At 55.2% G+C, this 24,033-nt stretch carries 22 protein-coding genes; 11 read left to right on the forward strand and 11 right to left on the reverse strand.

What is annotated here, in order from left to right; translation table 11 throughout:
• Positions 1-409 precede the first annotated feature (409 nt).
• Positions 410-928 (forward strand): pantetheine-phosphate adenylyltransferase, encoded by a 519-nt coding sequence (gene coaD, locus LVJ83_RS12180; protein WP_244784932.1) that lies wholly within the window; start codon positions 410-412, stop codon positions 926-928.
• A gap of 95 nt (positions 929-1,023) precedes the next feature.
• Here coaD and gluQRS read toward each other — a convergent pair whose 3' ends face one another.
• Positions 1,024-1,920, reverse strand: a complete 897-nt coding sequence (gluQRS, locus tag LVJ83_RS12185) for a tRNA glutamyl-Q(34) synthetase GluQRS (RefSeq protein ID WP_244784933.1) — start codon at positions 1,918-1,920, stop codon at positions 1,024-1,026.
• Between the two features lie 220 nt (positions 1,921-2,140).
• On the opposite strand from gluQRS, the gene tsaB reads away from it, so the two are divergent.
• From tsaB to LVJ83_RS12200, 3 genes are read left to right on the forward strand one after another with little or no spacing between them, the layout of a single operon-like run.
• The gene (gene tsaB / locus LVJ83_RS12190) at positions 2,141-2,821 is read left to right on the forward strand and encodes a tRNA (adenosine(37)-N6)-threonylcarbamoyltransferase complex dimerization subunit type 1 TsaB (protein ID WP_244784934.1); all 681 of its coding nucleotides are present in this window, start codon (positions 2,141-2,143) and stop codon (positions 2,819-2,821) included.
• The gene (rimI, locus tag LVJ83_RS12195; RefSeq protein ID WP_244784935.1) at positions 2,821-3,267 is read left to right on the forward strand and encodes a ribosomal protein S18-alanine N-acetyltransferase; all 447 of its coding nucleotides are present in this window, start codon (positions 2,821-2,823) and stop codon (positions 3,265-3,267) included. Before tsaB ends, rimI begins: the two co-directional genes overlap by 1 nt.
• Positions 3,261-4,115, forward strand: a complete 855-nt coding sequence (locus LVJ83_RS12200; protein WP_244784936.1) for a uracil-DNA glycosylase family protein — start codon at positions 3,261-3,263, stop codon at positions 4,113-4,115. Before rimI ends, LVJ83_RS12200 begins: the two co-directional genes overlap by 7 nt.
• Positions 4,116-4,288: 173 nt before the next feature.
• On the opposite strand, the gene LVJ83_RS12205 is transcribed toward LVJ83_RS12200, so the two are convergent.
• From LVJ83_RS12205 to groES, 10 genes are all read right to left on the reverse strand, one after another.
• Positions 4,289-4,765, reverse strand: coding sequence for a ClpXP protease specificity-enhancing factor (locus tag LVJ83_RS12205; protein ID WP_244784937.1), 477 nt, complete (start codon positions 4,763-4,765; stop codon positions 4,289-4,291).
• Between the two features lie 220 nt (positions 4,766-4,985).
• Positions 4,986-5,591: a glutathione S-transferase N-terminal domain-containing protein gene (locus LVJ83_RS12210; RefSeq protein WP_244784938.1), complete on the reverse strand. Its 606-nt coding sequence runs from the start codon at positions 5,589-5,591 to the stop codon at positions 4,986-4,988.
• Between the two features lie 157 nt (positions 5,592-5,748).
• Positions 5,749-5,997, reverse strand: coding sequence for a hypothetical protein (locus LVJ83_RS12215; protein WP_244784939.1), 249 nt, complete (start codon positions 5,995-5,997; stop codon positions 5,749-5,751).
• Between the two features lie 11 nt (positions 5,998-6,008).
• Positions 6,009-6,797, reverse strand: coding sequence for a cytochrome c1 (locus LVJ83_RS12220; protein ID WP_244784940.1), 789 nt, complete (start codon positions 6,795-6,797; stop codon positions 6,009-6,011).
• 14 nt (positions 6,798-6,811) lie between these two features.
• Complete coding sequence (locus tag LVJ83_RS12225; protein ID WP_244784941.1) at positions 6,812-8,161, reverse strand: cytochrome b; 1,350 nt, start codon at positions 8,159-8,161, stop codon at positions 6,812-6,814.
• Between the two features lie 11 nt (positions 8,162-8,172).
• The gene (gene petA / locus LVJ83_RS12230) at positions 8,173-8,757 is read right to left on the reverse strand and encodes a ubiquinol-cytochrome c reductase iron-sulfur subunit (RefSeq protein WP_244784942.1); all 585 of its coding nucleotides are present in this window, start codon (positions 8,755-8,757) and stop codon (positions 8,173-8,175) included.
• A 121-nt stretch (positions 8,758-8,878) separates the two neighbouring features.
• Complete coding sequence (locus LVJ83_RS12235; RefSeq protein WP_244784943.1) at positions 8,879-9,628, reverse strand: Nif3-like dinuclear metal center hexameric protein; 750 nt, start codon at positions 9,626-9,628, stop codon at positions 8,879-8,881.
• Between the two features lie 864 nt (positions 9,629-10,492).
• A complete protein-coding gene (locus LVJ83_RS12240; RefSeq protein WP_244784944.1) occupies positions 10,493-12,472 on the reverse strand; it encodes a PhoX family protein in 1,980 nt (659 codons plus the stop codon).
• 246 nt (positions 12,473-12,718) lie between these two features.
• Positions 12,719-14,362 carry a chaperonin GroEL gene (gene groL, locus LVJ83_RS12245; protein ID WP_244784945.1) on the reverse strand — a complete coding sequence of 548 codons (1,644 nt, stop codon included), beginning with the start codon at positions 14,360-14,362 and terminating at the stop codon, positions 12,719-12,721.
• A 72-nt stretch (positions 14,363-14,434) separates the two neighbouring features.
• Positions 14,435-14,722: a co-chaperone GroES gene (groES, locus tag LVJ83_RS12250; protein ID WP_244784946.1), complete on the reverse strand. Its 288-nt coding sequence runs from the start codon at positions 14,720-14,722 to the stop codon at positions 14,435-14,437.
• A 564-nt stretch (positions 14,723-15,286) separates the two neighbouring features.
• Here groES and LVJ83_RS12255 point away from each other — a divergent pair.
• The 7 genes from LVJ83_RS12255 (at position 15,287) to LVJ83_RS12285 (ending at position 23,933) form a co-directional block, all read left to right on the forward strand.
• On the forward strand, positions 15,287-16,291 hold the full coding sequence (locus LVJ83_RS12255; RefSeq protein WP_244784947.1) for a tripartite tricarboxylate transporter substrate binding protein: 1,005 nt from the start codon (positions 15,287-15,289) through the stop codon (positions 16,289-16,291).
• Between the two features lie 146 nt (positions 16,292-16,437).
• Positions 16,438-16,881 (forward strand): tripartite tricarboxylate transporter TctB family protein, encoded by a 444-nt coding sequence (locus LVJ83_RS12260; protein ID WP_244784948.1) that lies wholly within the window; start codon positions 16,438-16,440, stop codon positions 16,879-16,881.
• Positions 16,882-16,896: 15 nt separating this feature from the next.
• On the forward strand, positions 16,897-18,396 hold the full coding sequence (locus tag LVJ83_RS12265; protein WP_244784949.1) for a tripartite tricarboxylate transporter permease: 1,500 nt from the start codon (positions 16,897-16,899) through the stop codon (positions 18,394-18,396).
• Between the two features lie 185 nt (positions 18,397-18,581).
• Positions 18,582-19,622 (forward strand): AbrB family transcriptional regulator, encoded by a 1,041-nt coding sequence (locus tag LVJ83_RS12270; protein ID WP_244784950.1) that lies wholly within the window; start codon positions 18,582-18,584, stop codon positions 19,620-19,622.
• A gap of 382 nt (positions 19,623-20,004) precedes the next feature.
• Positions 20,005-22,173, forward strand: a complete 2,169-nt coding sequence (locus LVJ83_RS12275) for a FepA family TonB-dependent siderophore receptor (protein ID WP_244784951.1) — start codon at positions 20,005-20,007, stop codon at positions 22,171-22,173.
• 94 nt (positions 22,174-22,267) lie between these two features.
• The gene (locus LVJ83_RS12280; protein ID WP_244784952.1) at positions 22,268-23,230 is read left to right on the forward strand and encodes an alpha/beta hydrolase; all 963 of its coding nucleotides are present in this window, start codon (positions 22,268-22,270) and stop codon (positions 23,228-23,230) included.
• A 10-nt stretch (positions 23,231-23,240) separates the two neighbouring features.
• Positions 23,241-23,933: a hypothetical protein gene (locus LVJ83_RS12285; protein ID WP_244784953.1), complete on the forward strand. Its 693-nt coding sequence runs from the start codon at positions 23,241-23,243 to the stop codon at positions 23,931-23,933.
• The last annotated feature ends 100 nt before the right edge of the window (positions 23,934-24,033 follow it).

The following is a 24,033-nucleotide window of genomic DNA, read 5'->3' on the forward strand; positions in this document are numbered from 1 at the left end:
TAAGGCTTGAATAACGGTCAGGCCGTCTGAAATGATGACGGAATGCACAATAAAGCAAACCTGCGGTTTGCCGCCCTCTCCCCAACCCTCCCCCACAGGGGAGGGAGCCAGGTGGCTGAAGCGGTAAGATTAGCGGAAAAAACAAACGCCGGGAAAAAACACCGCAACGGCAAACACAACAGCAACCGGGTTCCCTCTCCCGTGGGAGAGGGTTAGGGAGAGGGCACAAGCCGCAAGGCTTGAATAACAGTCAGGCCGTCTGAAAAAATTTTCAGCCGGCTCAATAATAATACACACATTACCGCCGGCATTCAGCGCTTGGCAGCTGCCCTGCCGGCTTTTTTCTTTTTGACATCCCCGCCGCAGCCGTTTATGCTGCGGTTTCAACAAACGCTCTTCCTCTGCACCCATGAACCCACAACCCCGCCGTGCCGTGTATGCCGGCAGCTTTGATCCGCCCACCAACGGCCACTTATGGATGATACGCGAAGCTCAAGCCATGTTTGACGAGCTGATTGTCGCCATCGGCATCAACCCCGACAAGCAAAGCACCTACAGCGTTGCCGAACGCGTGGCCATGCTCGAAGCCATCACCGATATTTTCCCCAACGTGCGCGTGACCACGTTTGAAAACCGCTTTCTGGTCAACTACGCCCACGGCATCGAGGCGCAATTTATCGTGCGCGGCATCCGCACCGCTTCGGATTATGAATACGAGCGCTCGATGCGCTACATCAACAGCGATTTGCGCCCGTCTATTTCCACCGTTTTCCTGATGCCGCCGCGCGAATTTGCCGAAGTGTCGTCTACCATGGTCAAAGGCATGGTCGGCCCCAAAGGCTGGCGGCACATGGTGCGCCGCTACCTGCCGCAGCCGGTGTATGACAAAATTTTGCACGACCATGAAAACAGCGAAGATGAGGGCTAAAATTTCAGGCCGTCTGAACCATGATTCAAACGGCCTGAAATATTGGTCATCCCCATTCCCATCATTTTCATACCTAAGACGGCAACGGCCGGCACCTATTCCGTAATAATCGCCGTTTTCGGCACGTTCGCCATCGCCCAATGCGCCGCGGCCCAGTCCAGCAAATCACGCGGCTTGTTTACTGTGGGTGCGGGCGGCAGATTCAGATAGCCCATCACTTGCCGCAGCAATTGCTCTTTTGCACCCAAATCCAACGCCGGCGCCAGTGTCTGCTTCGACCATTTCTGCCCTGCCGCATTCACCAGCAGCGGCAGGTGTGCATATTGCGGCTGGGCATAACCCAGGCAGCGTTGCAGCCGGATCTGACGCGGCGCCGACACCAGCAGATCCTGCCCGCGCACAATATGCGTGATGCCCTGTGCTGCATCATCAACCACCACCGCCAGCTGATACGCCCAAAACCCGTCTGCCCGCAACAACACAAAATCGCCGATGTCGCGCGCTAAATTTTGTGCATAACGACCGACCACACGGTCATCAAAGGCAATGGTTTCATCTGCCGTGCGCAAACGCCAGGCCGGCGCCTTGTGTAAAGGCCGCTGCGGGTCGAGCCGCGCACAATGACCGTTATACACAAAACCATCCGCCCCCGCCCGCGCGGCCGCCTGCCAATCTTTGCGGCTGCAATCGCAGGGATAAACCAAGCCCATGACTTTCAGACGGCCTAATGCTTGTGCATACACATCATGGCGGCGGCTCTGATACAGCAGTTCGCCATCCCATTCAAAACCGAATGCTTCCAAGGTGCGCAAAATATCGTCTGCCGCGCCGGCCATTTCGCGCGGCGGGTCAAGGTTTTCCATCCGTACCAGCCACCGCCCGCCATGCGACTTGGCATCAGCATACGAAGCCACCGCAGTCAGCAGCGAACCGATGTGCAGCAGGCCGGTGGGGCTGGGGGCGAAGCGGCCGGTGTAATTTGCTGTATTCATTCATCAATACTTTTTCAGACGGCCTCAATCCGATATTGGTTTGGGCAGATACGACCGCGGTTTTATTCTTGCCTAAAGCCGCACAAATGCCGGAACACATCATCAGCGCCTTTCTGCTTTTGCCATGGCTTACCGAGAAACGATTCTACCCGATTTCAGGCCGCCTGAAACCTTTCTGCAAATGCTATAATACAGGCTGTTTATTGACAACTATGCCACCATGCAGCCCGATTTTTCCCGCCCCATTCTCGCCATCGACACCTCTACCGGCTATCTCTCGCTGGCTTTGCGTTCAGACGGCCAAACTCTGTTGCAGCATACCGAAGCGGGCAACAAGCAGTCTGATTTGATTCTGCCGCACATCGGCGGGTTGCTGGCTGAAGCCGGCCTCACCGCGGCGGATGTGGGCGCGGTGGTGTACGCACAAGGGCCGGGCACGTTTACCGGCCTGCGCATCGGCATCGGCGTGGCACAAGGCTTGGCGGCGCCGTTCGATCTGCCGCTGATCGGCGTGCCGTGTTTGGATGCGGTGGCTTATCAAATCGAAGCCGCGTGTGTTTTGGCGGCGGCCGATGCCCGTATGGGCGAGGTATTTTACGCCTGGTTCGACACCGTAAACCACCGCCGCCTGAGCGATTACCAAGTCGGCAGCGCTGCGGCAATTACACTGCCGCCGGATACGGATGCCGCCGCCGTGCGCGGCGCGGGCAATGCGTTTTCGCTGGCCGATGCGCCGCCCTTCAGCGGTATCGCCGACATGCCGACAGCCGCCGCTTATCTCGATTTGGCGCAAACGGGGCGCTATGCCGCCACCGATGCGGCGCAGGCAGGGCTTTTATATGTGCGTAATAAAATCGCGCTCACGGCCCAAGAGCAGGCAGCGCGCAAGGCAGGCATGTGATGATTGTCCGCACCGCGCGCCCTGAAGACTGTGCGGCACTGGCGGCGCTGGATGCGCAGTGCAACCCGTCGCCGTGGTCGGCAGCGCAGTTTCAGACGGCCTTAAACAACCGCCACAGTTGCGTGATCATCATGGAAACAGCGGCGCAAACACCGGCCGGCTTTGCCGTATGGCAGACTTTGTTTGATGAATCGGAGCTGCATCTGATTGCCACCGCACCGGCGCAGCGCAGGCAGGGTGTGGCGGCGCAATTATTGGCCGAATGGTTTCAGACGGCCTTATCAACCGGTGTGCGGCGCTGTTTTTTGGAGGTTCGCGCTTCTAACCTGGCCGCACAAGCGCTTTACCGCAAACATGGTTTCAGCGAATGCGGCCGCCGTCGCGATTATTATCCGCTGCCCGAAGGCGGGCGCGAAGATGCGGTATGGATGGAGAAAATATGTTAAGCAGCCGTTATCTGCACTTGCACGAAGCTTTGGGGCTGGGGCCGATGTGGCTGAACCGAAGTGCAAAAGTGTTGCCCGCAGCCACGGCGCACAGCCTGCCCCGCGAAATGCCTGCCCCAGCGGCTGCCGCTTCGGCAAGCCATGCTGCTGCGGCCGCACCGGTAATTTCCGAGGCCGCACAAAATGCCCGCCTGGCCGCAATGGCGGCGGTTGGCGGCCAGACCGGAAACCCGGTGCCTGTGGCAAAAAACCCACCGCCCGCCGATAACAGGCCGTCTGAAAAAACCGTTTCCACACCAAGCCGCCCGACAGATAATCTTGAAAGGCCGTCTGAAAAAAACACGCCGGCGCCCAACGCTCCACAGATGCCGTCTGAAACCCAACCTGACGATTGGAAACAAACCCTGGCCGGCACCATCAACCCGGCACAATTGATGGTTGCCAGCATCTGCCCGGCGCCGGAAGACAATGCCTCCGGACAGCTGTTTAGCGGCAGCGTCGGCCGGCTGCTGGATAATATGCTGGCCGCCATCGGATTAACGCCCGATGATGCCCATAAAACCAGCTGGGTAAAAGACGCACCCGCATTCAGCCCCAACCCCGCCCACGAACACATCACCGCAGAGCTGCCGCGCATGTCAGCAGAGCTGGCGCTGTCGCAAGCCAAAGCCGTTTTACTGCTGGGGCAGGTGTTTGAAAAGCCGGAGCAGGCCGACACCATTGCCCGGCTGTGCGGCAACACCCCATATTTCATTATCCCCCACCCCGCCCGCCTGCTGCGGCAGCCGCAACTCAAAGCCCAAGCGTGGGCAACGTTAAAACAATTGCGGCAGGTGCTGGAAAGCTGAGCGGCGCTATCTTGCCAAGCTGTTGAATGCACGGGTATGCATAAGGGAACATACCCGACCGTCAAATGGTCAGCATGCCCCAACCACATTCATAAAAAAATAAGCCGACCACGCGCAATAACGCAGTCGGCTTATTTTTTTGAACTTGAACCGGTTATGGTTCCGAAAATATATTACTTAATCAGTTTCAATCCTTTTTTCGGTTTCGGTTTATCTTCCGCCACCTCTTTTTTCTTACCCTGGCCACCCGGCTCGGCCAACGGCTGCTCCGGCTGTGGCTCGGGCGGAGTGTCGAGCAAATGCAGCGGCGCTTCGCCTTTTTTTTCGCTTTCGGTTTGATAGGCCTCTACTTCAAAACCCATCCCTTCGCCGCTTTCCCGTGCAAACAGGCTGATTACATGGCCGACGGGAATCCAGATTTCATGGCTCACGCCGCTGAAGCGTGCGGAGAAACTGATCCACTCGTTGTCGATAATCAGATTATGGCTGGCACTCGGGGCAATGTTGAGCACGATTTCGTTATCCCGCACATATTGCATCGGCACACGGGTATGCTCGTTGACCCATGCGACAATATGCGGCGTCTGGTCGTTATCCAGACACCATTCGTATAACCCGCGCAAGATATAGGGTTTGGTACTGGCACTCATCGGCAGATCCTTTCGGGTTAAAAGCACCCATAAATCGAATGGTCAGAATGTCCGAGGGGCTCCTGCCCATGCTGCATGATTTAAATTTTTTGTAATCAAGCAAGCGCAGATACAAGGCAAAAAACGCAGCAAGGTTGGACATCTTGCGAGGCTTTTTAACGCAGCAGATGCGGCGTTTGCAAGGGCAAAATACACCCTTAAATCGAATGGTCAGGACATCCTAGCGGCGCATGGCTTTTTCAGCAGGCGTCAGGGCTTCGATAAAGGCTTCCCGCTGAAAAATACGTTCGGCGTATTTCAACAGCGGTGCGGCGGTTTTGCCCAACTTGATATCGTAATGATCCAAACGCCACAACAACGGTGAAAGCGCCACATCAATCATTGAGAAATCATCACCGAGAATGTATTTGTTTTTAGCAAATGCAGGCGCCAACATGGTGAGGCCTTGACCGATGGCTTCGCGGGCTTTGCTTTGCTCTTTGCTGCTGGCCTCGGCATTTTCCAGCACCTGCACATGGCTGAACAATTCTTTTTCCATGCGGTAAAGCACCAACCGCCCACGGCCGCGCATCACCGGATCGCCCGGCATCAATTGCGGGTGGGGAAAGCGCTCGTCGATATATTCGTTGATGATGTTGGATTCGTGCAAAATCAAATCACGCTCCACCAGCACAGGCACCTGATTATAGGGATTCATGATGGCCAAATCTTCGGGCTTGTTGAAGATATCCACATCTTTAATTTCAAAATCCATGCCTTTTTCAAACAAAACAAAACGGCAACGCTGGCTGAACGGGCAAGTGATGCCTGAATATAATGTCATCATAAATTTCTGCTCCTGCAAAATCCACACCGCGCTTTCAGACGGCCTGAATGTGTTTGAAAATGGGTTTATTATAACCTTTTGTATATTTTTTATCCAGAAAATCAATTTAAATACATGATTTTATTATTAATTTTTCAAATTTTTGCGAAAATAATATTCATGTAAAACCGCATGCCGGCAAGGCGATGAACCGAAGGCTATTGGTCATATGCGACTGATCTAATCGGCGCTTCAACACCTTATCAAAACCCACCCACGTCGGGCTCAGGCAAACCAACGCTGTCAGCTTATTTTTGTGAATGGCTATAGCGCCGCCAGATTGCTTTTGAACCGGCATCGCCGCCCGTCTGAACCGAATATCAACAAAAAAGGCAAAACCCGAAACAGGTTTTGCCTTTTGAATCAAGCAGCAATGCTTTAATGCACGTCTTTCCAATACTCTTTTTTCAAGAAGTAAGCCAGCGGCAGCATCACGGCAAACAGGAAAATCAGCGCAATATAACCCATGCGTTTGCGTTGCATCTGCGCAGGCTCGCCCATGTAAACCAGATAGTTCACCAAATCGCGGGCATAATCGTCATACTCTTTTTCGATGACGTTGCCGTTGGGCAGGCGGCGGCTGTGCAGGCCGGTGGATTCCCAATACAGCTTGGGCGCCAGATTACCGTGTTCGTCTTTTTCCCATACCGGCTGGCCGTCTTTATCCAATTCAACCGCCCTCACGCCTTGCTGTTCCCACAAGGGATGCGGCATGCCGACTTTGTCAAACACAGTGTTGTTCCAGCCTGTGGGCCGGGTCGGGTCTTTATAGAAACCGCGCATGTAGGCATACAGGTAATCGGCACCGCGCGAGCGGGCAATCAAGGTCAGATCCGGCGGGGCTGCGCCAAACCATTTGGTCGCATCTGCCGGCGTCATGGCCGCCTGCATCACATCACCTACTTTGTCGGTGGTGAACATCAGGTTTTTCTTGATTTCGTCTTCAGTCAGGCCGATATCCTGCAAGCGGTTGAAGCGCATACCGGTCGCAGAGTGGCACGACAGACAATAGTTGGTAAAAATCTGCGCGCCGCGTTGCAAACTTACCTGATCGCCCAAATCGATATCCACTTTTTCATACTCGGCATGGCCGCCCGCAGCCAGCGCCGCGCTCATCGGTGCTGCCAGCAATAAGGCAGCAAACCAGTTTTTGAATGTATTTTTCATCTTCACTGCCCTCATCAAATGTTGGTTGCAAACAGGTAGGCACCCACGAAAGCAATGGCCACGTAAACGAAGAACATCACTTTCTGCTTGCGTGTGCTCATGGTTACCCGCTCAGGCACAGCGCGGTCTTTATCCATTTTGGTATAAAACGGCATACCCAGGAAAAAGGCGAAGTAGATGAAGCTCAAAATCTGAGCCACTACGGTGCGCAGGTTGGTGGCGGGCAATGCACCCAAAATACCCAAACCGATGAAGGAAATCACAAACAATACCAGCATGGTTTTGAAAATCGGGCCGCGGTAACGCACCGATTTTACCGGCGAACGGTCCAGCCACGGCAGCAGGGCAATCAGCACGACAGCCGCACCCATACCGAGCACACCCCAAACCTGGGTGCCGAAGAACGACGGAATGGCGCGCAAAATGGCGTAGAACGGTGTGAAATACCATACCGGCGCGATGTGCGCAGGCGTTTTCATCGCATTGGCGGGGTCGAAGTTTGGCGCTTCGAGGAAGTAGCCGCCGCCTTCCGGTGCGAAGAACATAATCGCGCAGAACACAATCAGAAACACCACCACGCCCAGAATGTCTTTCACGGTGTAGTAAGGATGGAACGGGATGCCGTCGAGCGGAATGCCGTTTTCATCTTTCAGTTTTTTGATTTCCACACCGTCGGGGTTGTTGGAGCCGACTTCATGCAGGGCAATCAAGTGCGCCACCACCAGGCCGACCAACACCAGCGGCACGGCAATCACGTGCAGGGCGAAGAAGCGGTTGAGCGTGGCATCAGACACGTTGAAGTCGCCGCGAATCCACACCGACAAATCAGGGCCGATTACGGGGATGGCGGAGAACAGATTGATAATCACCTGTGCGCCCCAAAACGACATCTGACCCCACGGCAGCAGATAGCCCATAAAGGCTTCGGCCATCAGCGCCAGGAAAATCAGCGAGCCGAACACCCACACCAACTCGCGCGGCTTTTTGAACGAACCGTAAATCAGGCCGCGGAACATGTGCAGATAGACCACCACGAAAAACATCGAAGCGCCGGTGGAGTGCATATAACGGATAATCCAGCCGCCCGACACGTCGCGCATGATGTATTCCACCGCGGTGAAAGCCGCCGGCAGATGGTAGGCATTGGCATTGCCGTCGGGCTTGTAGTTCATGGTCAGGAAGATGCCGCTGACGATTTGAATCACCAGCACCAGCATGGCCAGCGAGCCGAAGAAATACCAGAAGTTGAAGTTTTTGGGCGCGTAATACTCGGTTACGTGCTCTTTCATCATTTTAGACAAAGGGAAACGTGCGTCTACCCAGCCTAACAATGATTTGTTTTCATTATTGGTTTGGTTTGCCATGATGAGTCCCTTTATTTGTCGTCACCCACCAAAACGGTGGTGTCGGTCAGGTATTTGTAAGGCGGAATAACCAGGTTGGTCGGTGCAGGCACGCCTTTATACACGCGGCCGGCCAGGTCGAATTTAGAGCCGTGACAGGGGCAGAAAAAACCGCCTTTCCAGCCTGCGCCCAAATCGGCAGGCGCCACATCGGGGCGGAACGTCGGCGAGCAGCCCAAGTGGGTGCAGATGCCGATGGCCACAAAGATATTGTCTTTGATGGAGCGCAATTCGTTTTTGCAATATTCGGGCTGATGATCCACTTCCGATTTCGGGTCGGCCATTTCGCCGTCTAGCGAGGGAATGCTTTTCTGCTGCTCTTCTGTGCGGTTTAACACCCAAACCGGTTTGCCCTGCCATTCAACGGTCATCAGCTGGCCTGCTTCGATTTTGCTGACATCCACTTCAACGGGGGCGCCGGCGGCTTTGGCTTTTTCCGAAGGGAACCAGCTGGCCACAAACGGCGTTGCCACGCCTAAAGCTGCCACACCGCCCGCACCGGCAGTTGCCAGAGTGAGGAAGCGGCGGCGGCCTTGATTGATTTCTTTATTATCCATTATTCAGTCATCCTAACGATTGGAAATACCGAGCCATTAAACCCTTTAATTCTACCTGATTTTATAGGGATACTTAAAGCATTATTTAAAATAAGGTAAAGTTTTGCGGCATTTTTTGATTTTATGCAGGATTTTGTTCGTCAAAAAATTGCACCTCTATGCCGAATTCATGCGCGGCGGCGACGCCCAAAGCCTGAATGCCGTAGCGCTCTGTCGCATGGTGGCCGGCGCTGATAAAGGCAACTGCGGTTTCGTTGGCCAGATGGTATTGGGCTTCGGAAATCTCACCGGTCACAAACGCATCGACACCTTCGTCAATGGCCGTCTGAAAAAAGCTTTGCGCCCCACCGGTGCACCAGGCGATTTTTTTGATTTCAACAGCATCATCACCTACGATAACCGGCGCTCTGCCTAATTTGTGCAGCAGCTCACCCGCCCAATAGGATAAGGTTTCTACTTGCTCCGGCCGGCCGATATTGAGCAGATTCTGTTCGCCGCACTGATAGTCGCTCTGCCAGCCCATGATTTTGGCCAATCGGGCGTTGTTGCCCAATTCGGGGTGTGCATCGAGCGGCAGATGGTAGCCGGCCAGATTGATTTGGTGTTGCAGCAATGTTGCAATACGCTGTTTTTTCCAACCGGTGATGGTGACCGGCTCGCTTTTCCAAAACATGCCGTGGTGTACCAACAGCATATCTGCGCCCTGCTTGGCGGCATAGTCAATAGCGGCACGGCTGGCGGTAACGGCGGTGATGATTTTGCGCACTTCGTTTCCACCCTCAACTTGCAGGCCGTTGGGGGCATAGTCTTTAAACAGGTGGGTTTGCAGGGTGTGGTCGCACCATTCGATAATTTGGCGGCGTGTGGTCATGGTTTTCCTTTCTAAATACCCCTTCACAAAAGTAAGCCAACAAGACGGCAAGCCGAAGACCGTACAATGAGTACGGGGCTGGTTGACTTGGCGCTTCAGCGCATTAGGGTGTCCTGATGTGTCATATATCATCATCTTTTTTTTGCGCTAAAAGCACATCTGCTGCGTGAAAAAGCCTCGCGAGATGCCCAAATCTTGCTGCGTTTTTTGCCCGGCATCTGCACTTTTATCGCAAAAAATCTGAATCATTCTGAATGATCAGGACACCCTAGCTAAACCGGTTGTCTTCGAGCTCAGGAGCGCCAGCGCGGTTAGCTTATTTTGGCGAATGGGTGTAAATGCGTTCAGACGGCCTTTCTTCATCACATCATCAGCGGATAAACAAGCGCTCTGCAACGTTTCATAACGTGCGTTCGGTAGTAAGATAATCCATGAGATATAAAATCCTTCACGGCTTTGCCCCCTTCCCCATTGAGACGGACGAGGAAACAGAGTGCTGCAACACCAATCGGATGCTGACGGATAAAACTTGATGTCTGCAACCCGACAGCTGGGTTATTATCTGACCCGTATAAAAATACTGCGTCGTCATGCCGGCCTGTGCTATACCCTATCTTTGCTCAGCCTTCTGCCGGCTATTGATTTGAATTTAACGATGGCCTGCTTGCGGTTCGTTGTTTGCATGAAAAACAGTAACCTACTGCCAATCGGCTGCTCTTTCTGGCATTTCTTATCCCGAACCCGCGCTATATAACTTAGGCCGTCTGAAATGTAATCGTGTGTATTCTAACCGAATCCGGCACGTCACAATGCCAAAGGCCGTCTGAAAGTTTCAGACGGCCTGATTTACATCAATAATTTTTATCAGCTGCCGATCACGCCGCCGTCGTTTTTGGTAATCACCACAGTTGCGGCACGCGGACGGCCTGCTGCCGGGCCGTCCGGCCAGCTGGAAATCGCGGTCGGCTTGGCCGGGTCGCTGTCGCCTGCCGCCGGCTCGCCCGGGTGCTGGATGTTGATAAACATGGTTTTGTTATCCGGCGTGAACGCAATACCGGTTACTTCGCTGCCGTTGGGGCCGGTGAGGAAGCGGCGGTATTCGTTACTGCCGGGGATGGTGGCCACCATTTGGTTGTTGCCCATGCCGGCGTATTCTTTCAAATTAACGGTGGATGCAGACACATCGGTTTGAATCCACAATACGCCGCGGCTGTCGAACGCCAGGCCGTCGGGGCTGCCGAAATCATCGCCGTTGATATTGCCTCGGTGTTCGGCTTTATGAGATTGGCTGTTGCCGGCCAACACCAGAATATCCCACTTGAAAGCGGTTCGGGTGCCGTCGCCGCCGGCTTCCTGCCAATGGATGATGTGGCCGAAGCGGTTGTCGGCGCGCGGGTTGGCGGCATCGGTGCCGGGTTTGCCTTCAGCGCCGCGCTGGTTGTTGTTGGTGAGCGTGCAATAAATGCTGCCGGCCACAAACGGGTCGGCGGTAATCCATTCGGGGCGGTCCATCTTGGTGGCGCCCACCCGGTCGGCGGCCATGCGGGTTTTGACCAACACTTCGCCCTGGTCGGCAAAGCCGTTGGCGGCGGTCAGGCCGTTTTGGCCGTGCACCAGCGGCAGCCAGTCGCCCGAGCCGTCTTCATTAAAACGGGCCACATACAGCGTGCCCTCTTCGAGCAGACGCATATTGGCAGCGCGGTTGTTGGGCTGATATTTGTTTTTTGATACAAATTTGTAGATGTATTCGAAACGTTGGTCGTCGCCCATATACACTGCCAATCGGCCGTCGGGGGTAACGGTTACTTTTGCGCCTTCGTGTTTGAAACGGCCGAGCGAAGTGTGTTTGCGCGGGGTGGATTTAGGATCGAAGGGGTCGATTTCCACCACCCAGCCGAAGCGGTTCGGCTCGTTGGGGTTTTTACTGCTGTCGAAACGTTCGTCTACCCGGCTCCACAGATAGCCGTCTTCTTCTTTGCCGATGCCGTAGCGCTTTTCCAAGGGCGTGATATTGCCGCTCGAATTGGTAAAAATATCGCTCCAGTTTTCTTCGCAAGTCAGGTAAGTGCCCCAGGGCGTGTAGCCGTTGGCGCAGTTTTGCATGGTGCCGAGTATGCGCTCGCCGCGCGAATCGGCACGGGTTTTCATCAAATCATGGCCGCGTGCGGGGCCGGTAACGCCCATCGGCGTATTGGCGGTGATGCGGCGGGCATAGCGCGAGGGGCGCACCACCTGCCAGCCGTTGCCGCTTTTTTGCACTTCCACCACCGACACACCCATGGCATTTTGGCCTTTGCGGGCTTTGTTCAAATCCCAATTGGCGGCACCGTCTTTAAACAGCAGGCCGTTGTCGACATATTCGTGGTTCATTGCCAGCAGGCCGCGGTTGCTGTTGTCGGAGCCCAGCGGCAGCGAGAAAAACGCCATACCGTCGTGATGCATGCCTGCTTGCAGCGCCTGCTCCTGCGTGGTGTTGGAGGCATCGGTTTTAAAGGCGGGCATGCGGCCGGGAATGCCGACAGGGTCGCCCCATTTGTAAAAAGCACGGGCGGTATAGCCTTCCGGCACAATCACTTTGTCTTCACTGGAAAACGGCACCGGCTTGAAACCCAAACTGCGGGTGCGCTGCATATTGCTTTCCAACACCGCCGCCTGAGCATTTTGGCTGCCGAACAAGCCCAACGGCAAAGCTGCGGCCACACCCAGCGCGCCGCTGCTTTGCAACATGCTGCGACGCGACAAATGCACATTCATCACTTTGGAGAAAACCGCATTATCGCTTTCATTGCTGACATCATCAGCATGGCTGTTTTTAATCAAATGATTTTTCAATGGTTTGCCCATGATTTGGTTCCTGATATATTTTTATGGATAAAAGCGCTGATGGTGGATAGCAAAGCGCCGATGTAAACGGGCTCAGCATAATGATTTCAAATGACACTTTGATGTCGCCAAAATGACGGTTATGTGACAGAGGCCGTCTGAATACTTTCAGACGGCCTCTGTCATGCCTGCCGGCAGCATAAAAAACCCCGCAAGGCAACAAGCTTGCGGGGTTTTGAACGATAACGCAGCAGCGTTCAGACGGCCTTACATCATACCGCCCATGCCGCCCATTCCACCCATGCCGCCCATATCAGGCATGGCCGGTTTGTCTTCCGGGATTTCGGCAATCATGCAGTCGGTGGTCAGCATCAGGCCGGCAATCGACGCGGCGTGTTGCAGCGCAGAGCGGGTTACTTTGGCCGGGTCGAGTACGCCCATTTCAATCATGTCGCCGTATTCGCCGCTGCCTGCATTGAAGCCGAAGTTGCCTTGGCCTTCCAACACTTTGTTTACCACCACACTCGGTTCGCCGCCGGCATTGGCCACGATTTGGCGCAGCGGCTCTTCAACAGCACGCAACACGATTTTCACACCGGCTTCTTGGTCGGCATTGGAAGCCTCTACGCTGCTCAAAGAAGAACGGGCACGCAACAGTGCCACGCCGCCGCCGGCCACCACGCCTTCTTCAACGGCGGCACGGGTTGCGTGCAGCGCGTCTTCCACGCGGTCTTTCTTCTCTTTCATTTCCACTTCGGTGGCAGCGCCGACTTTGATTACGGCCACACCGCCGGCCAGTTTGGCCACGCGCTCTTGCAGTTTTTCTTTGTCGTATTCGCTGGTAGCGGTTTCGATTTGCTGGCGGATTTCGCCCACACGCGCCTCAATCAGCGCCGCATCACCGAAGCCGTCGATAATGATGGTGTTTTCTTTACCGATTTCGATGCGTTTGGCCTGACCCAAATCTTCCAGAGTGGCTTTTTCGAGCGACAAGCCGACTTCTTCGGCAATCACGGTGCCGCCGGTGAGGATGGCGATATCTTGCAGCATGGCTTTGCGGCGGTCGCCGAAGCCCGGTGCTTTCACCGCCACGGTTTTCAGGATGCCGCGGATGTTGTTCACCACCAAAGTGGCCAGCGCTTCGCCTTCCACGTCTTCAGCGATGATCAAGAGCGGGCGGCTGGATTTGGCCACTTGCTCCAACACCGGCAGCAGGTCGCGGATGTTGCTGATTTTTTTGTCAAACAGCAATACAAACGGATTGTCCAAAGCGGCAATTTGTTTTTCGGCATCGCTGATGAAGTAAGGCGACAGGTAACCGCGGTCAAACTGCATGCCTTCTACCACGTCCAACTCGTTTTCCAGCGATTTGCCGTCTTCCACGGTAATCACGCCTTCTTTGCCCACTTTTTCCATTGCTTCGGCGATAATCGCGCCGATTTGCTCATCGGAGTTGGCCGAAATCGAGCCGACTTGGGCAATTTCTTTAGAGGTATCGCATTGTTTGGAAATGTTTTTCAACTCGGCTACCAAAGCGGTTACCGCTTTGTCGATACCACGCTTCAGGTCGGTGGGGTTCATGCCGGCGGTCACGTATTTCATGCCTTCGGCCACAATCGCTTGTGCCAATACGGTGGCGGTGGTGGTGCCGTCGCCGGCCACATCGTTGGTTTTAGAGGCCACTTCTTTCACCATTTGCGCACCCATGTTTTCGAATTTGTCTTTCAATTCGATTTCTTTGGCTACAGATACGCCGTCTTTGGTGATGTGCGGGCCGCCGAACGCGCGGTCAAGCACCACATTGCGGCCTTTCGGGCCCAAGGTTACTTTAACGGCATCTGCCAGGGTGTTGACGCCTTTAACCATTTTTTGGCGCACTTCATTGCCAAACTGTACATCTTTTGCTGCCATGTTTGATTCTCCAAAATAATTGATTAGGTATATTCGATCAAGCCGTCTGAACGTTTTCAGACGGCATCAACATTATTCTACGATGCCGAAAATATCTTCTTCGCGCATCACCAGCAGCTCTTCGCCGTCGGCTTTCACCGATTGGCCGCTGTATTTGCCGAAAATCACCTTGTCGCCGACTTTAACATCCAACGCGCGGCGTTGGCCGTCGTCGCCGACTTTGCCCGCGCCCACGGCCACCACTTCACCCATATCGGGTTTTTCAGCGGCGGCGCCCGGCAAAACGATGCCAGAGGCGGTTTTTTCTTCAGCTTCCAAGCGTTTTACGACTACACGGTCGTGCAGGGGACGAATGGTCATGTGTATGCTCCGAGTAAAATAAACAAAACAAATACCTGCAAGCAGGCGTTGTTGATAGCGGCTGTTTTTGCAACAATGCACCAAACCAGCCATCGTGAAAGATGTGGAGCAACATAAGGCTGGAAATTTCAAATTCAAGCCCTGCTGCTTATTATTTTTTCAAAACGCTATCAAATTCTTGGCATATCGAATATCAAACCGCGCAAACTCTATCTATTAAAAATGAATAATCCGGCAGGCCGTCTGAAGCATACGGCAGTTTTACAGCAAAAACTCTAATCATTACCCTTTTTAACCATTAGCAGAAAACCTTCCTTAACATTCGGCAAGCAGCATCAAGCATTAAAAAATATTTGAAAACAAACAAAAAATATCATCTGACACGCATTCGCAAAGCCCGCTCGGTTTCATACTGCCCGCCGTTGCCCCATTCCAACAAAAAATACATATATTAATGTTTATTGACAAACAAGCACGATTGTTTATACATTCGCACTACATTTGATTACAAAATGTGACCACATCCGACTAATAATTTATCTTAAATTTATCTTGGAGAAACTTATGCACATCACACCCTCAACATGGAAATGGGCGGCGGGCGCATTGGCTGTTTTGGCGCTGGCAGGCTGCAATAAAGGCGGCAGCGAAGAAGCCGGCGCGCCCAAGCGCCCCGAATGCATCGCGCCGGCCAAGCCCGGCGGCGGCTTCGACCTCACCTGCAAGCTGGCGCAATCCGGCCTGAAAGACACTGATTTGCTGAAAGCCCCCATGCGCGTCACCTATATGCCCGGCGGCGTCGGGGCGGTGGCCTACAATAAAATCGTCGCCAACGACCCGGCCAATAACGATGCCATCGTGGCCTTTTCCACCGGCTCTTTGCTAAACCTGGCACAAGGCAAATTCGGTCAATACACTGAAAAAGACGTGCGCTGGCTCTCTGCCGTGGGTACCGACTACGGTATGGTCGCCGTCAATGCCGAATCGCCCTACCAAACGCTGGCTGATCTGATGGCAGCCCTGAAAGCCGACCCGAAAAAAATCAGCTTTGGCGCAGGCGGCAGCGTGGGCGGCCAAGACTGGTTGCAAACCGCCATGCTGGCCAAGGCCGGCGGCATCAATCCGAAAGACATGACTTATGTGGCGCTCGAGGGCGGCGGCGAAGCAGTGACCGCGGTGTTGGGTAACCATATCCAAGCGGTCAGCGCCGGTATTGCCGAAATGGGGCCGCATGTCGAGTCGGGCAAAGTACGCGTATTGGCGGTGTTTGCCAACGAGCGCCTGCCGGGCAAGCTGGCGGATATTCCGACTGCCAAAGAGCAGGGTTATGATGTGGAATGGCCGGTTATCCGCGGCTATTACATGGGGCCGAAAGTCAGCGATGAATCGTATACCTGGTGGAAAAACCGCTTCGACCAAATGCTGGCCGATCCGAAATTTGCCGAACTGCGCAGCCAACGCGACCTGCTGCCGTTTGCCATGACCGGCGCCGAGCTGGAGCAATACGTGCTCAAGCAAACCGAAGCCATGCGCAGCCTCTCTCAAGAATTTGATTTGCTCAACAAATAACAATAAAGCATCACAGATTGGCTGGCGGGCAAGCCCCGGCAGCCAATCGGCAACCATACGCCGGAGCCGCCGGCATTTCGTCCGCAGGCAGATGTTTAGCGTTGCCAGCGAAATACCGCCGCCCCACACAAACAAGGAGCTTTCTCATGAACATCGAACGCTGGTTCAGCGGCCTGTTGGCGCTGGCCGCCATCGGCCTGCTCACGCTGGCCTGGGGCTATACCGCACCCATTGCCTACGACCCCATCGGCCCGCGCCCTTATCCGATGCTGGTTTTATCACTGTTGGCGCTGGCCTGTATTTATCTGGTTTTGCGCCCGAGCACACTCACCGGCGCCCTCAATCTCGGCTACACCCCCGCCATCTTGAAAAACATCGGCCTGTGTATTTTGTGTCTGCTGGCTTATGCGCTGTTGTTCGAGCTGATCGGTTTTCCGGCCGCCACCGCGCTGATGGCATTTTGCATCGGCAAACTTTTCGGCGGCAGCACCCGTGCCTGCATCATTTCGGGCATCTGCCTGGGCGCTCTGTTGTATACACTGTTTGATGTGCTGCTGGATGTGCCGCTGCCTTTGGGCTTTTTCGGCTGAACGGAAGGATAAATCATGGATACTTTGCAATACCTGATGGACGGCTTCCAGGTTGCCCTGCTGCCGAAAAACTTATTGATTGCGCTGATTGGCGCCTTTATCGGCACCATCGTCGGCCTGTTGCCCGGTTTGGGGCCGATTAACGGCGTTGCCTTATTGCTGCCGTTTGCCTTTGCGCTCGGGTTGCCGCCCGAAAGTGCGCTGATTCTGCTGGCGGCGGTATATTTGGGCTGCGAATACGGCGGCCGCATTTCGGCAATTCTGATTAACGTGCCCGGCGATGCGGCGGCGATTATGTCGACACTCGACGGCTATCCGCTGGCCAAACAAGGTAAGGCCGGGATTGCCTTATCGTTGTCGGCGGCCAGCTCGTTTATCGGCAGCATAATCGCCACCCTCGGCGTGGTGCTGTTTGCCCCGCTGCTGGCCGATTGGGCGATTGCTTTCGGCCCGGCGGAATATTTCGTGTTGATGGTGTTTGCCATCACCTGTTTGAGCGGCCTGGTGAGCGACCAGCCGGTAAAAACCATGGTGGCGGCACTGATCGGCTTGGGTCTGGCCACAGTAGGCATGGATTCGGTGACCGGCGTATACCGCTTCACGTTTGATTCGGTTAATTTAAGCGACGGCATCCAGTTTACAACCATTGTTATCGGCTTTTTCAGCATCAGCGAAATCCTAATCATGCTGGAGCACACCGCCGCCGGCCAAAAAATTCTCTCACAAGGCCAACGCAGCCTGTTTAACCTGAAAGAATTTCTGTTCAGCTTCGGCGCTATTGTCCGCTCCGGCATCACCGGCTTTATCGTCGGTATTCTGCCCGGCGCCGGCGCCACCATTGCCAGCGCCATGACCTATACCACCGAACGCAAAATTGCCGGTGAAAACGGCAACTTCGGCAAAGGCGATTTGCGCGGTATTGCCGCGCCCGAAGCCGCCAACAATGCCTCGGCCTGCGGCTCGTTTATTCCCATGCTCACATTGGGTGTGCCCGGCTCCGGCACCACCGCGGTGATGCTGGGTGCGCTCACGCTCTACAACATCACCCCCGGCCCGCAGCTTTTCAGCGAGCAGCCCGACATTGTATGGGGCTTGATTGCTTCGCTGTTTATCGGCAATGTGATTTTGCTGGCGCTGAATATTCCGCTGGTCGGCTTTTTTGCCAAGCTGCTCAACGTGCCCAACTATATTCTGATTCCGGCCATTGCCACCGTGAGTTTTGTCGGCGTGTATGCCATCCACAGCACCACCTTCGATCTGATTCTGATGGTCGGCTTGGGCGTGTTCGGCTATATGCTGCGCAAATTGAATTTTCCGCTCTCGGCGCTGATTTTGGGCTATGTTTTAGGCGAATTGATGGAATCCAGCCTGCGCCGCGCGCTGTCGATTTCTCAAGGCGATTTGGGTATTTTGTTCCACGGCCCGATTGTTGTCTCTTTATGGGTGTTGAGCGGGCTGATGGTGCTGCTGCCGGTTATCCGCCTGCTGCGCCGCAAGAAAAAAACGGCCGTCTGAAACCGCAAAACAGCTGCCCGGTGCGGCTGTTTTCTTGAGAACAGCTTGCTACAGATGGCCATATCGGCTATGGCATAGCCGGTCGAATGATGATAGTTTCATACTGACATTCAAGGCCGTCTGAACATTCAGACGGCCTTGATATAGTGTTAACAACCATCCACCTTTTCCGACGACAACCCGACATGCATACATCCCGCCGCCTGATTTCCGGCTTTCTCACCGCCCTGGCCGGCGCACAACTGGCGCTGTGGCTGCACCTGCCGCTGCCCTGGCTGTTGGGGCCGCTGCTGCTTACCGCTGCATGTTCATCACGCGGCTGGCCGGTCGACAGCCACCCTATATTCCGTAATGCCGGCCAATGGTGTATCGGCACTTCGCTGGGATTATATTTCACCCCCGCCATGCTCGGCGTGGTAGCGGCCAATATTCCCGCGATTAGTGCCGCAGTGGTATTTGCCGTTCTGCTCGGCGGTTGCGGTGCCGCTGCCTACTGCCGCTTCGGCGGCGTTGATTTCAAAACCGCCTGGTTTGCCTCGGCCATCGGCGGCGCCAGTGAAATGGCCAATCTGGCGGCACACCATCAGGCGCAGGTTGATAAAGTGGTGTCTGCACACAGCCTGCGCGTTTTATTGGTGGTGCTGATTATCCCGTTTGCCTATCAGTTTGCCGGCATTCACGGCTTGGACGACGGCGCCGCATTCGGCAAAAATCCACACATCGATTACGGCGGTTTTTTGGCACTCATCGGCTGGACCGCCTTATTCGGCTGGGCATTCAAACAGTTGGGCTGGATTAACCCGTGGGTGTTCGGCCCCTTGCTGGCCGCCATCATCCTCACCGCACAAAATATCCATTTATCGGCCATCCCCACCCCGTTGCAATATCTGGGACAACTGTTTATCGGCTGGTCGCTCGGTTGCAAATTCACCCCCGGCTTTTTCCGCCGTGCGCCGCGCTTTTTAACCGCCGTAGCGCTGGTTACCCTGATCGGGCTGCTGCTGACCACGCTGGCAGCCTGGTGTGTGAGCCACGCCTCCGGCCTGCATTACCCGACCGTTTTACTGGGCATGTCGCCCGGCGGTATCGCCGAGATGACCATCACCGCCAAAGCGTTACAGCTCGGCGTGCCGCTGGTCACCGTATTCCACGTATGCCGCATGGTCTGCGTTTTGCTCAGCACCGGCACACTTTACCGGCTGCTGGCGAAACACATAAACAGCTAGGGTATTCTGACCATTCGTTTATAAGGGGATTTTTGTTCCTGGAAATGCAGATGCCAGGCAAAAAACGCAGCAAGATTGGACATCTTGCGAGGCTTTTTAACGCAGCAGATGCGTTTTCAGGGGCAAAATACACCCATAAATCGAATGGTCAGGACACCCTAGGGTGTCCTGATGCATCGTCTGTTTTTTAAACCACAGGCCGTCTGAACATTTTCTTTCAGACGGTTTTTTCTATTTTCAGACGGCCTTTTTCACAACATCAAATCAATATCGATATACATTTCAAATTAACTATTGATAACAATTTTTGTTTAATATATTATTAGCCAATCTTAACTGTAAAAACAGAATCTTTACAAACCCACACCCACCCGGAGTTGCCATGTCTGCACACACCCCGCCCCTGTTCCGCCTTTCCCTGCTCTCATTCAGCCTGCTCAGCGGCTTTACCTATGCCGCCGACAACACTGCCGAGCTGGACACCGTTTATGTCACCGCTGAGCGCCAGTTGCAGCAATCGCTGGGGGTGTCGAAAATCAGCGCTGAAGATTTGGAAAAGCAGCCTGCGGTTAACGATATTTCCGATATCGTGCGCACCATGCCCGGCGTCAACCTTACCGGCAACACCGCCACCGGCCAGCGCGGCAACAAACGCCAGATTGATTTGCGCGGCATGGGCCCGGAAAACACGCTGATTCTGGTAGACGGCCGCCCTGTTACCTCGCGCAATTCCGAGCGCATCAGCATGCGCGGCGAGCGCAACACCCGTGGCGACAGCAACTGGGTGCCGGTGGAAGCGATTGAATCGATTGAAGTGATTCGCGGCCCGGCGGCCGCCCGCTACGGCTCCGGCGCCATGGGGGGGGTAGTAAACATCGTTACTAAAAAAATCACCAATGAATTTGAAGGCTCGGTCAATTACTACACCAACCAGCCGCAAGATAGCGATGAAGGCGCCACCAACCGCGTGGGCTTCAACGTGAGCGGCCCGATTGTAAAAGATGTGCTCTCGTTCCGCCTCTACGGCAGCTTGAACAAAACCGATGCCGATTCGCCCGATATCAATGCCGCCGCCGGCAATGCCAACGCCGCGGGTGTAGAAGGTGTGCGCAACAAAGATATTGCCGGCCGTCTGCACTGGAAACTCAGCCCCTCGCAAAGCCTCACCTTCGATGCCGGCTTCAGCCGCCAAGGCAATATCTATAACGGCGACACCCAAAACAGCTTCACCCACCCCTCGAATGCCGCCTTAATCGAACGCCTCAAAGGCAGCGAAACCGCCCGCCTCTACCGCAGCAACTTCGCGCTGACCCACACCGGCGGCTGGGATTGGGGCGACACCAAATCTTGGATCAGCTACGACCGCACCACCAACAGCCGCCTGCCCGAAGCGCTGGCCGGCGGCCCGGAAGGCAGCTACAACGGCGACACCTTTACCGACAGCGATTTGAAAAACCTGCGCCTGAGCAGCGAAGCCTATATTCCGTTTGACTGGGGCGTGCCGCACGTATTGACCGTGGGTGCCGAATTCACCGACAGCCGTCTGAAAGATGCCTCATCCAACCGTCAGGGCTTTACCGACCAAGGCAACACCGACGTGTTCAACGGCATTTCCGCCACCCGCGGCAGCGATGCCTCACAACGCGAATGGGCGGTATATGCCGAAGACAACATCAGCATCACCCCGCGCACCCATCTGATTCCCAGCCTGCGCTTCGACCACCACAGCAAATCCGGCGGCAATGTGAGCGGCGGCCTCAATTTCTCGCAACAGCTCGGCGAACACTGGCTGGTAAAAGGCGGCATCGCCCGTGCCTACAAAGCGCCCAACCTCTACCAAACCGACCCCAACTTCATTCTCTACACCCGCGGCAACGGCTGCCCCATCGGCACTGAAGGACGCTGCTACTACATGGGCAATGCCGACCTGAAACCGGAAACCAGTTGGAACAAAGAAATCGGCGCCGAATTCAATAAAAACGGCTGGCAGGCTTCCGCCACTTATTTCCATAACAACTACCGCAACAAAATCGTCATCGGCGACGTGTTGATTGCCCAAAGCGATCTCGGCAACGCCCTTTATCAATGGAGCAACACTCCCAAAGCCACCATTGCAGGCATTGAGGGCAACCTGGTGGTGCCGCTGCACGACAAGCTGAAATGGAGCAACAACTTCACCTATATGCAAAAATCGGAAGACTACCAAGGCAACCCGCTGTCGCTGACACCCAAGTTTACCCTCAACAGCATGCTGGCGTGGACACCCACCGAAAAACTTGATGCCAACCTCACCTTCACCCAATACGGCCGCATCAAACCGCGCACCGTAGTGATTAACCGCACCGAAAACACCAACGGCCTGAGCAGCAACGAAGTGGGCAGCTACGGCTTGTGGGGCATCAACGCGGGCTACAAATTCAACAAACACGTAAACGGCCGCTTGGGCGTGAGCAATATTTTCGACAAGAAAATCTACCGCACCGCCGACGGCGCGCAAACTTTCAACCAACACGGCCGCGCCTTTTACGGCAGCCTGAAAGTCGGTTTTTAAGCCTTGAGGCCGTCTGAAAATATCATCAAAATATTTCAGACGGCCTTTTATTCTAACTGCACGCCAACCCATTACTTCAACAGGTTTATTGCCGATGCAAACACGCTTATCCGCCCTCGCGCTCTGCGCCCTGCTGACCGCAGCCTGCGCCGCGCCGACCGCAATCCCGGCACCCGCCAACACACCCTCAAAACGCACCCGCGCCATGACCACACCCCCAATCCCCCTACCCGAGCAAACCCGCGTATTCAAAGACATCATCTACAAAAACGTAAACGGCACCGATTTAAAGCTCGACCTTTATCTGCCCGCACAAGCCGATAAGCCCACCCCGCTGATTGTGTGGGTGCACGGCGGCGCATGGATGCGCGGCGACAAAGCCGATTTTCCACCCCGCAACAGCCGCCTGGCTGCCGCCTTACTCAGCGAAGGCTACGCGCTGGCCTCGGTTTCCTACCGCCTCAGCGGTCAAGCCGCGTTTCCCGCACCGATTCAAGACCTCAACGATGCCCTCGCCTATTTATGGGCGCATGCCGGCCAATACGGCTTTGACCGCGACAACATCGCCATAGCCGGCCGCTCTGCCGGCGCGCATTTGGCCTTGCTCGCCGCCACCGCCAACGCACAATTACCGGCAGATTTTATCAGCAGCAGCCAAGCGCCTTTCCACATTCGCGCCGCCGTTGGTTTTTTCGGTATTTATGACCTGCCGCTGATGGGCGAGCAGAAAAACAGCACCGCCGCATCGCCCGAATCCCGCCTATTGGGCGGCACACCCGCCGCTTTGCCGCAAACCGCCCGTGCCGCCTCGCCCGTTTCTTATGTCGGCCCGCACACGCCGCCCGTTATCCTGCTGCACGGCACCGATGACCGCCAAGCGCCCGTTGATCAAAGCCGGGTTTTGCAACAGCGGCTGAATCAATCCGGCATTGCCAACGAAATCATCATTGTCGAAGGCGCGCGCCACGGCGACCCTGTGTTTGACACCGAACCTTATGTTGCCCAAGTGGTGGATTTCTTCCAACGCCATCTGAAACCATCCCCCCAACCCCGATAAAGGAAACCCCATGAAAACAACCGCCGCACTGCTCATCACCGCCGCCCTCGGCTTCTCTGCGCCCGCCATGGCCGCAGGCTTCGCCCATCAGCAAGACATCAGCTATGCCGGGCAAACCCTCAAAGTAGCCGACACCTCCGCCCGCCTGCTCGGCAATGCCCAAGGCAATGCGCCCGAACTGGTGGCCGATATTAACGACGGCTTGGGCAAAACCAAAACGCCCGGCTATAAAATCCAGATTATGAGCCGCAGCTACTCGCTCGCCGCCGACGCCCGCCCGGCACGCGAAGGCCAAGGCTGGAGCAACAACCGCGCCATCCACCGCGGCGTGAAACTGCTCATCGGCATCCCCGTCAGCAACGGCCAGGCCGATTTGGCCAACGCCAAACTGCTGGGGCTGGCCTTAATCAGCGATGCCGCCGTGCCCGATACCTTTAAAGCCGAAGACAAAATCCGCCCGCGCGGCAAACAATTGGTAACCAAAGAAGCCAAAATCAGCCGCCCCACCCTGCAACTGACTGAATTGCAACTGCCCGACTTTGCCGGCGGCGAGCGCAGCGGCGGCGGGGTAAAACTGCATGCCGCCGCACAAGTAGACGGCAAACCGCTGAACGTCACCGTAAACAGCACCTTCCGCGAATTTGAAGTGGCCAAACCCGATGCCGCCCGCGGTTTCGGCGCCGATGCGCGGGTTGTAAAATAAGGTTGAACCGCCCGGGCGGCTGCTTGCCGAATAAAACGGCGGTGCGCTGAACCCTGAAACACAGCATCGGCCGTCTGAAAAAGCAGGCCGGATACCAACC

This window comes from Uruburuella testudinis, from assembly GCF_022870865.1.
Lineage (GTDB): Bacteria > Pseudomonadota > Gammaproteobacteria > Burkholderiales > Neisseriaceae > Neisseria > Neisseria testudinis.

Excerpts from the sequence above, each read along its gene's own strand:
- coaD (WP_244784932.1), top strand. The coding sequence starts at position 410 with ATGAACCCACAACCCCGCCGTGCCGTGTATGCCGGCAGCTTTGATCCG.
- LVJ83_RS12200 (WP_244784936.1), top strand. The coding sequence starts at position 3,261 with ATGTTAAGCAGCCGTTATCTGCACTTGCACGAAGCTTTGGGGCTGGGG.
- tsaB (WP_244784934.1), top strand. The coding sequence starts at position 2,141 with ATGCAGCCCGATTTTTCCCGCCCCATTCTCGCCATCGACACCTCTACC.
- gluQRS (WP_244784933.1), bottom strand. The coding sequence starts at position 1,920 with ATGAATACAGCAAATTACACCGGCCGCTTCGCCCCCAGCCCCACCGGC.
- petA (WP_244784942.1), bottom strand. The coding sequence starts at position 8,757 with ATGGATAATAAAGAAATCAATCAAGGCCGCCGCCGCTTCCTCACTCTG.
- LVJ83_RS12265 (WP_244784949.1), top strand. The coding sequence starts at position 16,897 with ATGGATACTTTGCAATACCTGATGGACGGCTTCCAGGTTGCCCTGCTG.
- groES (WP_244784946.1), bottom strand. The coding sequence starts at position 14,722 with ATGACCATTCGTCCCCTGCACGACCGTGTAGTCGTAAAACGCTTGGAA.
- rimI (WP_244784935.1), top strand. The coding sequence starts at position 2,821 with ATGATTGTCCGCACCGCGCGCCCTGAAGACTGTGCGGCACTGGCGGCG.
- LVJ83_RS12255 (WP_244784947.1), top strand. The coding sequence starts at position 15,287 with ATGCACATCACACCCTCAACATGGAAATGGGCGGCGGGCGCATTGGCT.
- LVJ83_RS12220 (WP_244784940.1), bottom strand. The coding sequence starts at position 6,797 with ATGAAAAATACATTCAAAAACTGGTTTGCTGCCTTATTGCTGGCAGCA.
- LVJ83_RS12235 (WP_244784943.1), bottom strand. The coding sequence starts at position 9,628 with ATGACCACACGCCGCCAAATTATCGAATGGTGCGACCACACCCTGCAA.
- LVJ83_RS12275 (WP_244784951.1), top strand. The coding sequence starts at position 20,005 with ATGTCTGCACACACCCCGCCCCTGTTCCGCCTTTCCCTGCTCTCATTC.
- LVJ83_RS12205 (WP_244784937.1), bottom strand. The coding sequence starts at position 4,765 with ATGAGTGCCAGTACCAAACCCTATATCTTGCGCGGGTTATACGAATGG.
- groL (WP_244784945.1), bottom strand. The coding sequence starts at position 14,362 with ATGGCAGCAAAAGATGTACAGTTTGGCAATGAAGTGCGCCAAAAAATG.
- LVJ83_RS12280 (WP_244784952.1), top strand. The coding sequence starts at position 22,268 with ATGCAAACACGCTTATCCGCCCTCGCGCTCTGCGCCCTGCTGACCGCA.
- LVJ83_RS12210 (WP_244784938.1), bottom strand. The coding sequence starts at position 5,591 with ATGATGACATTATATTCAGGCATCACTTGCCCGTTCAGCCAGCGTTGC.
- LVJ83_RS12285 (WP_244784953.1), top strand. The coding sequence starts at position 23,241 with ATGAAAACAACCGCCGCACTGCTCATCACCGCCGCCCTCGGCTTCTCT.
- LVJ83_RS12225 (WP_244784941.1), bottom strand. The coding sequence starts at position 8,161 with ATGGCAAACCAAACCAATAATGAAAACAAATCATTGTTAGGCTGGGTA.
- LVJ83_RS12260 (WP_244784948.1), top strand. The coding sequence starts at position 16,438 with ATGAACATCGAACGCTGGTTCAGCGGCCTGTTGGCGCTGGCCGCCATC.
- LVJ83_RS12270 (WP_244784950.1), top strand. The coding sequence starts at position 18,582 with ATGCATACATCCCGCCGCCTGATTTCCGGCTTTCTCACCGCCCTGGCC.
- LVJ83_RS12240 (WP_244784944.1), bottom strand. The coding sequence starts at position 12,472 with ATGGGCAAACCATTGAAAAATCATTTGATTAAAAACAGCCATGCTGAT.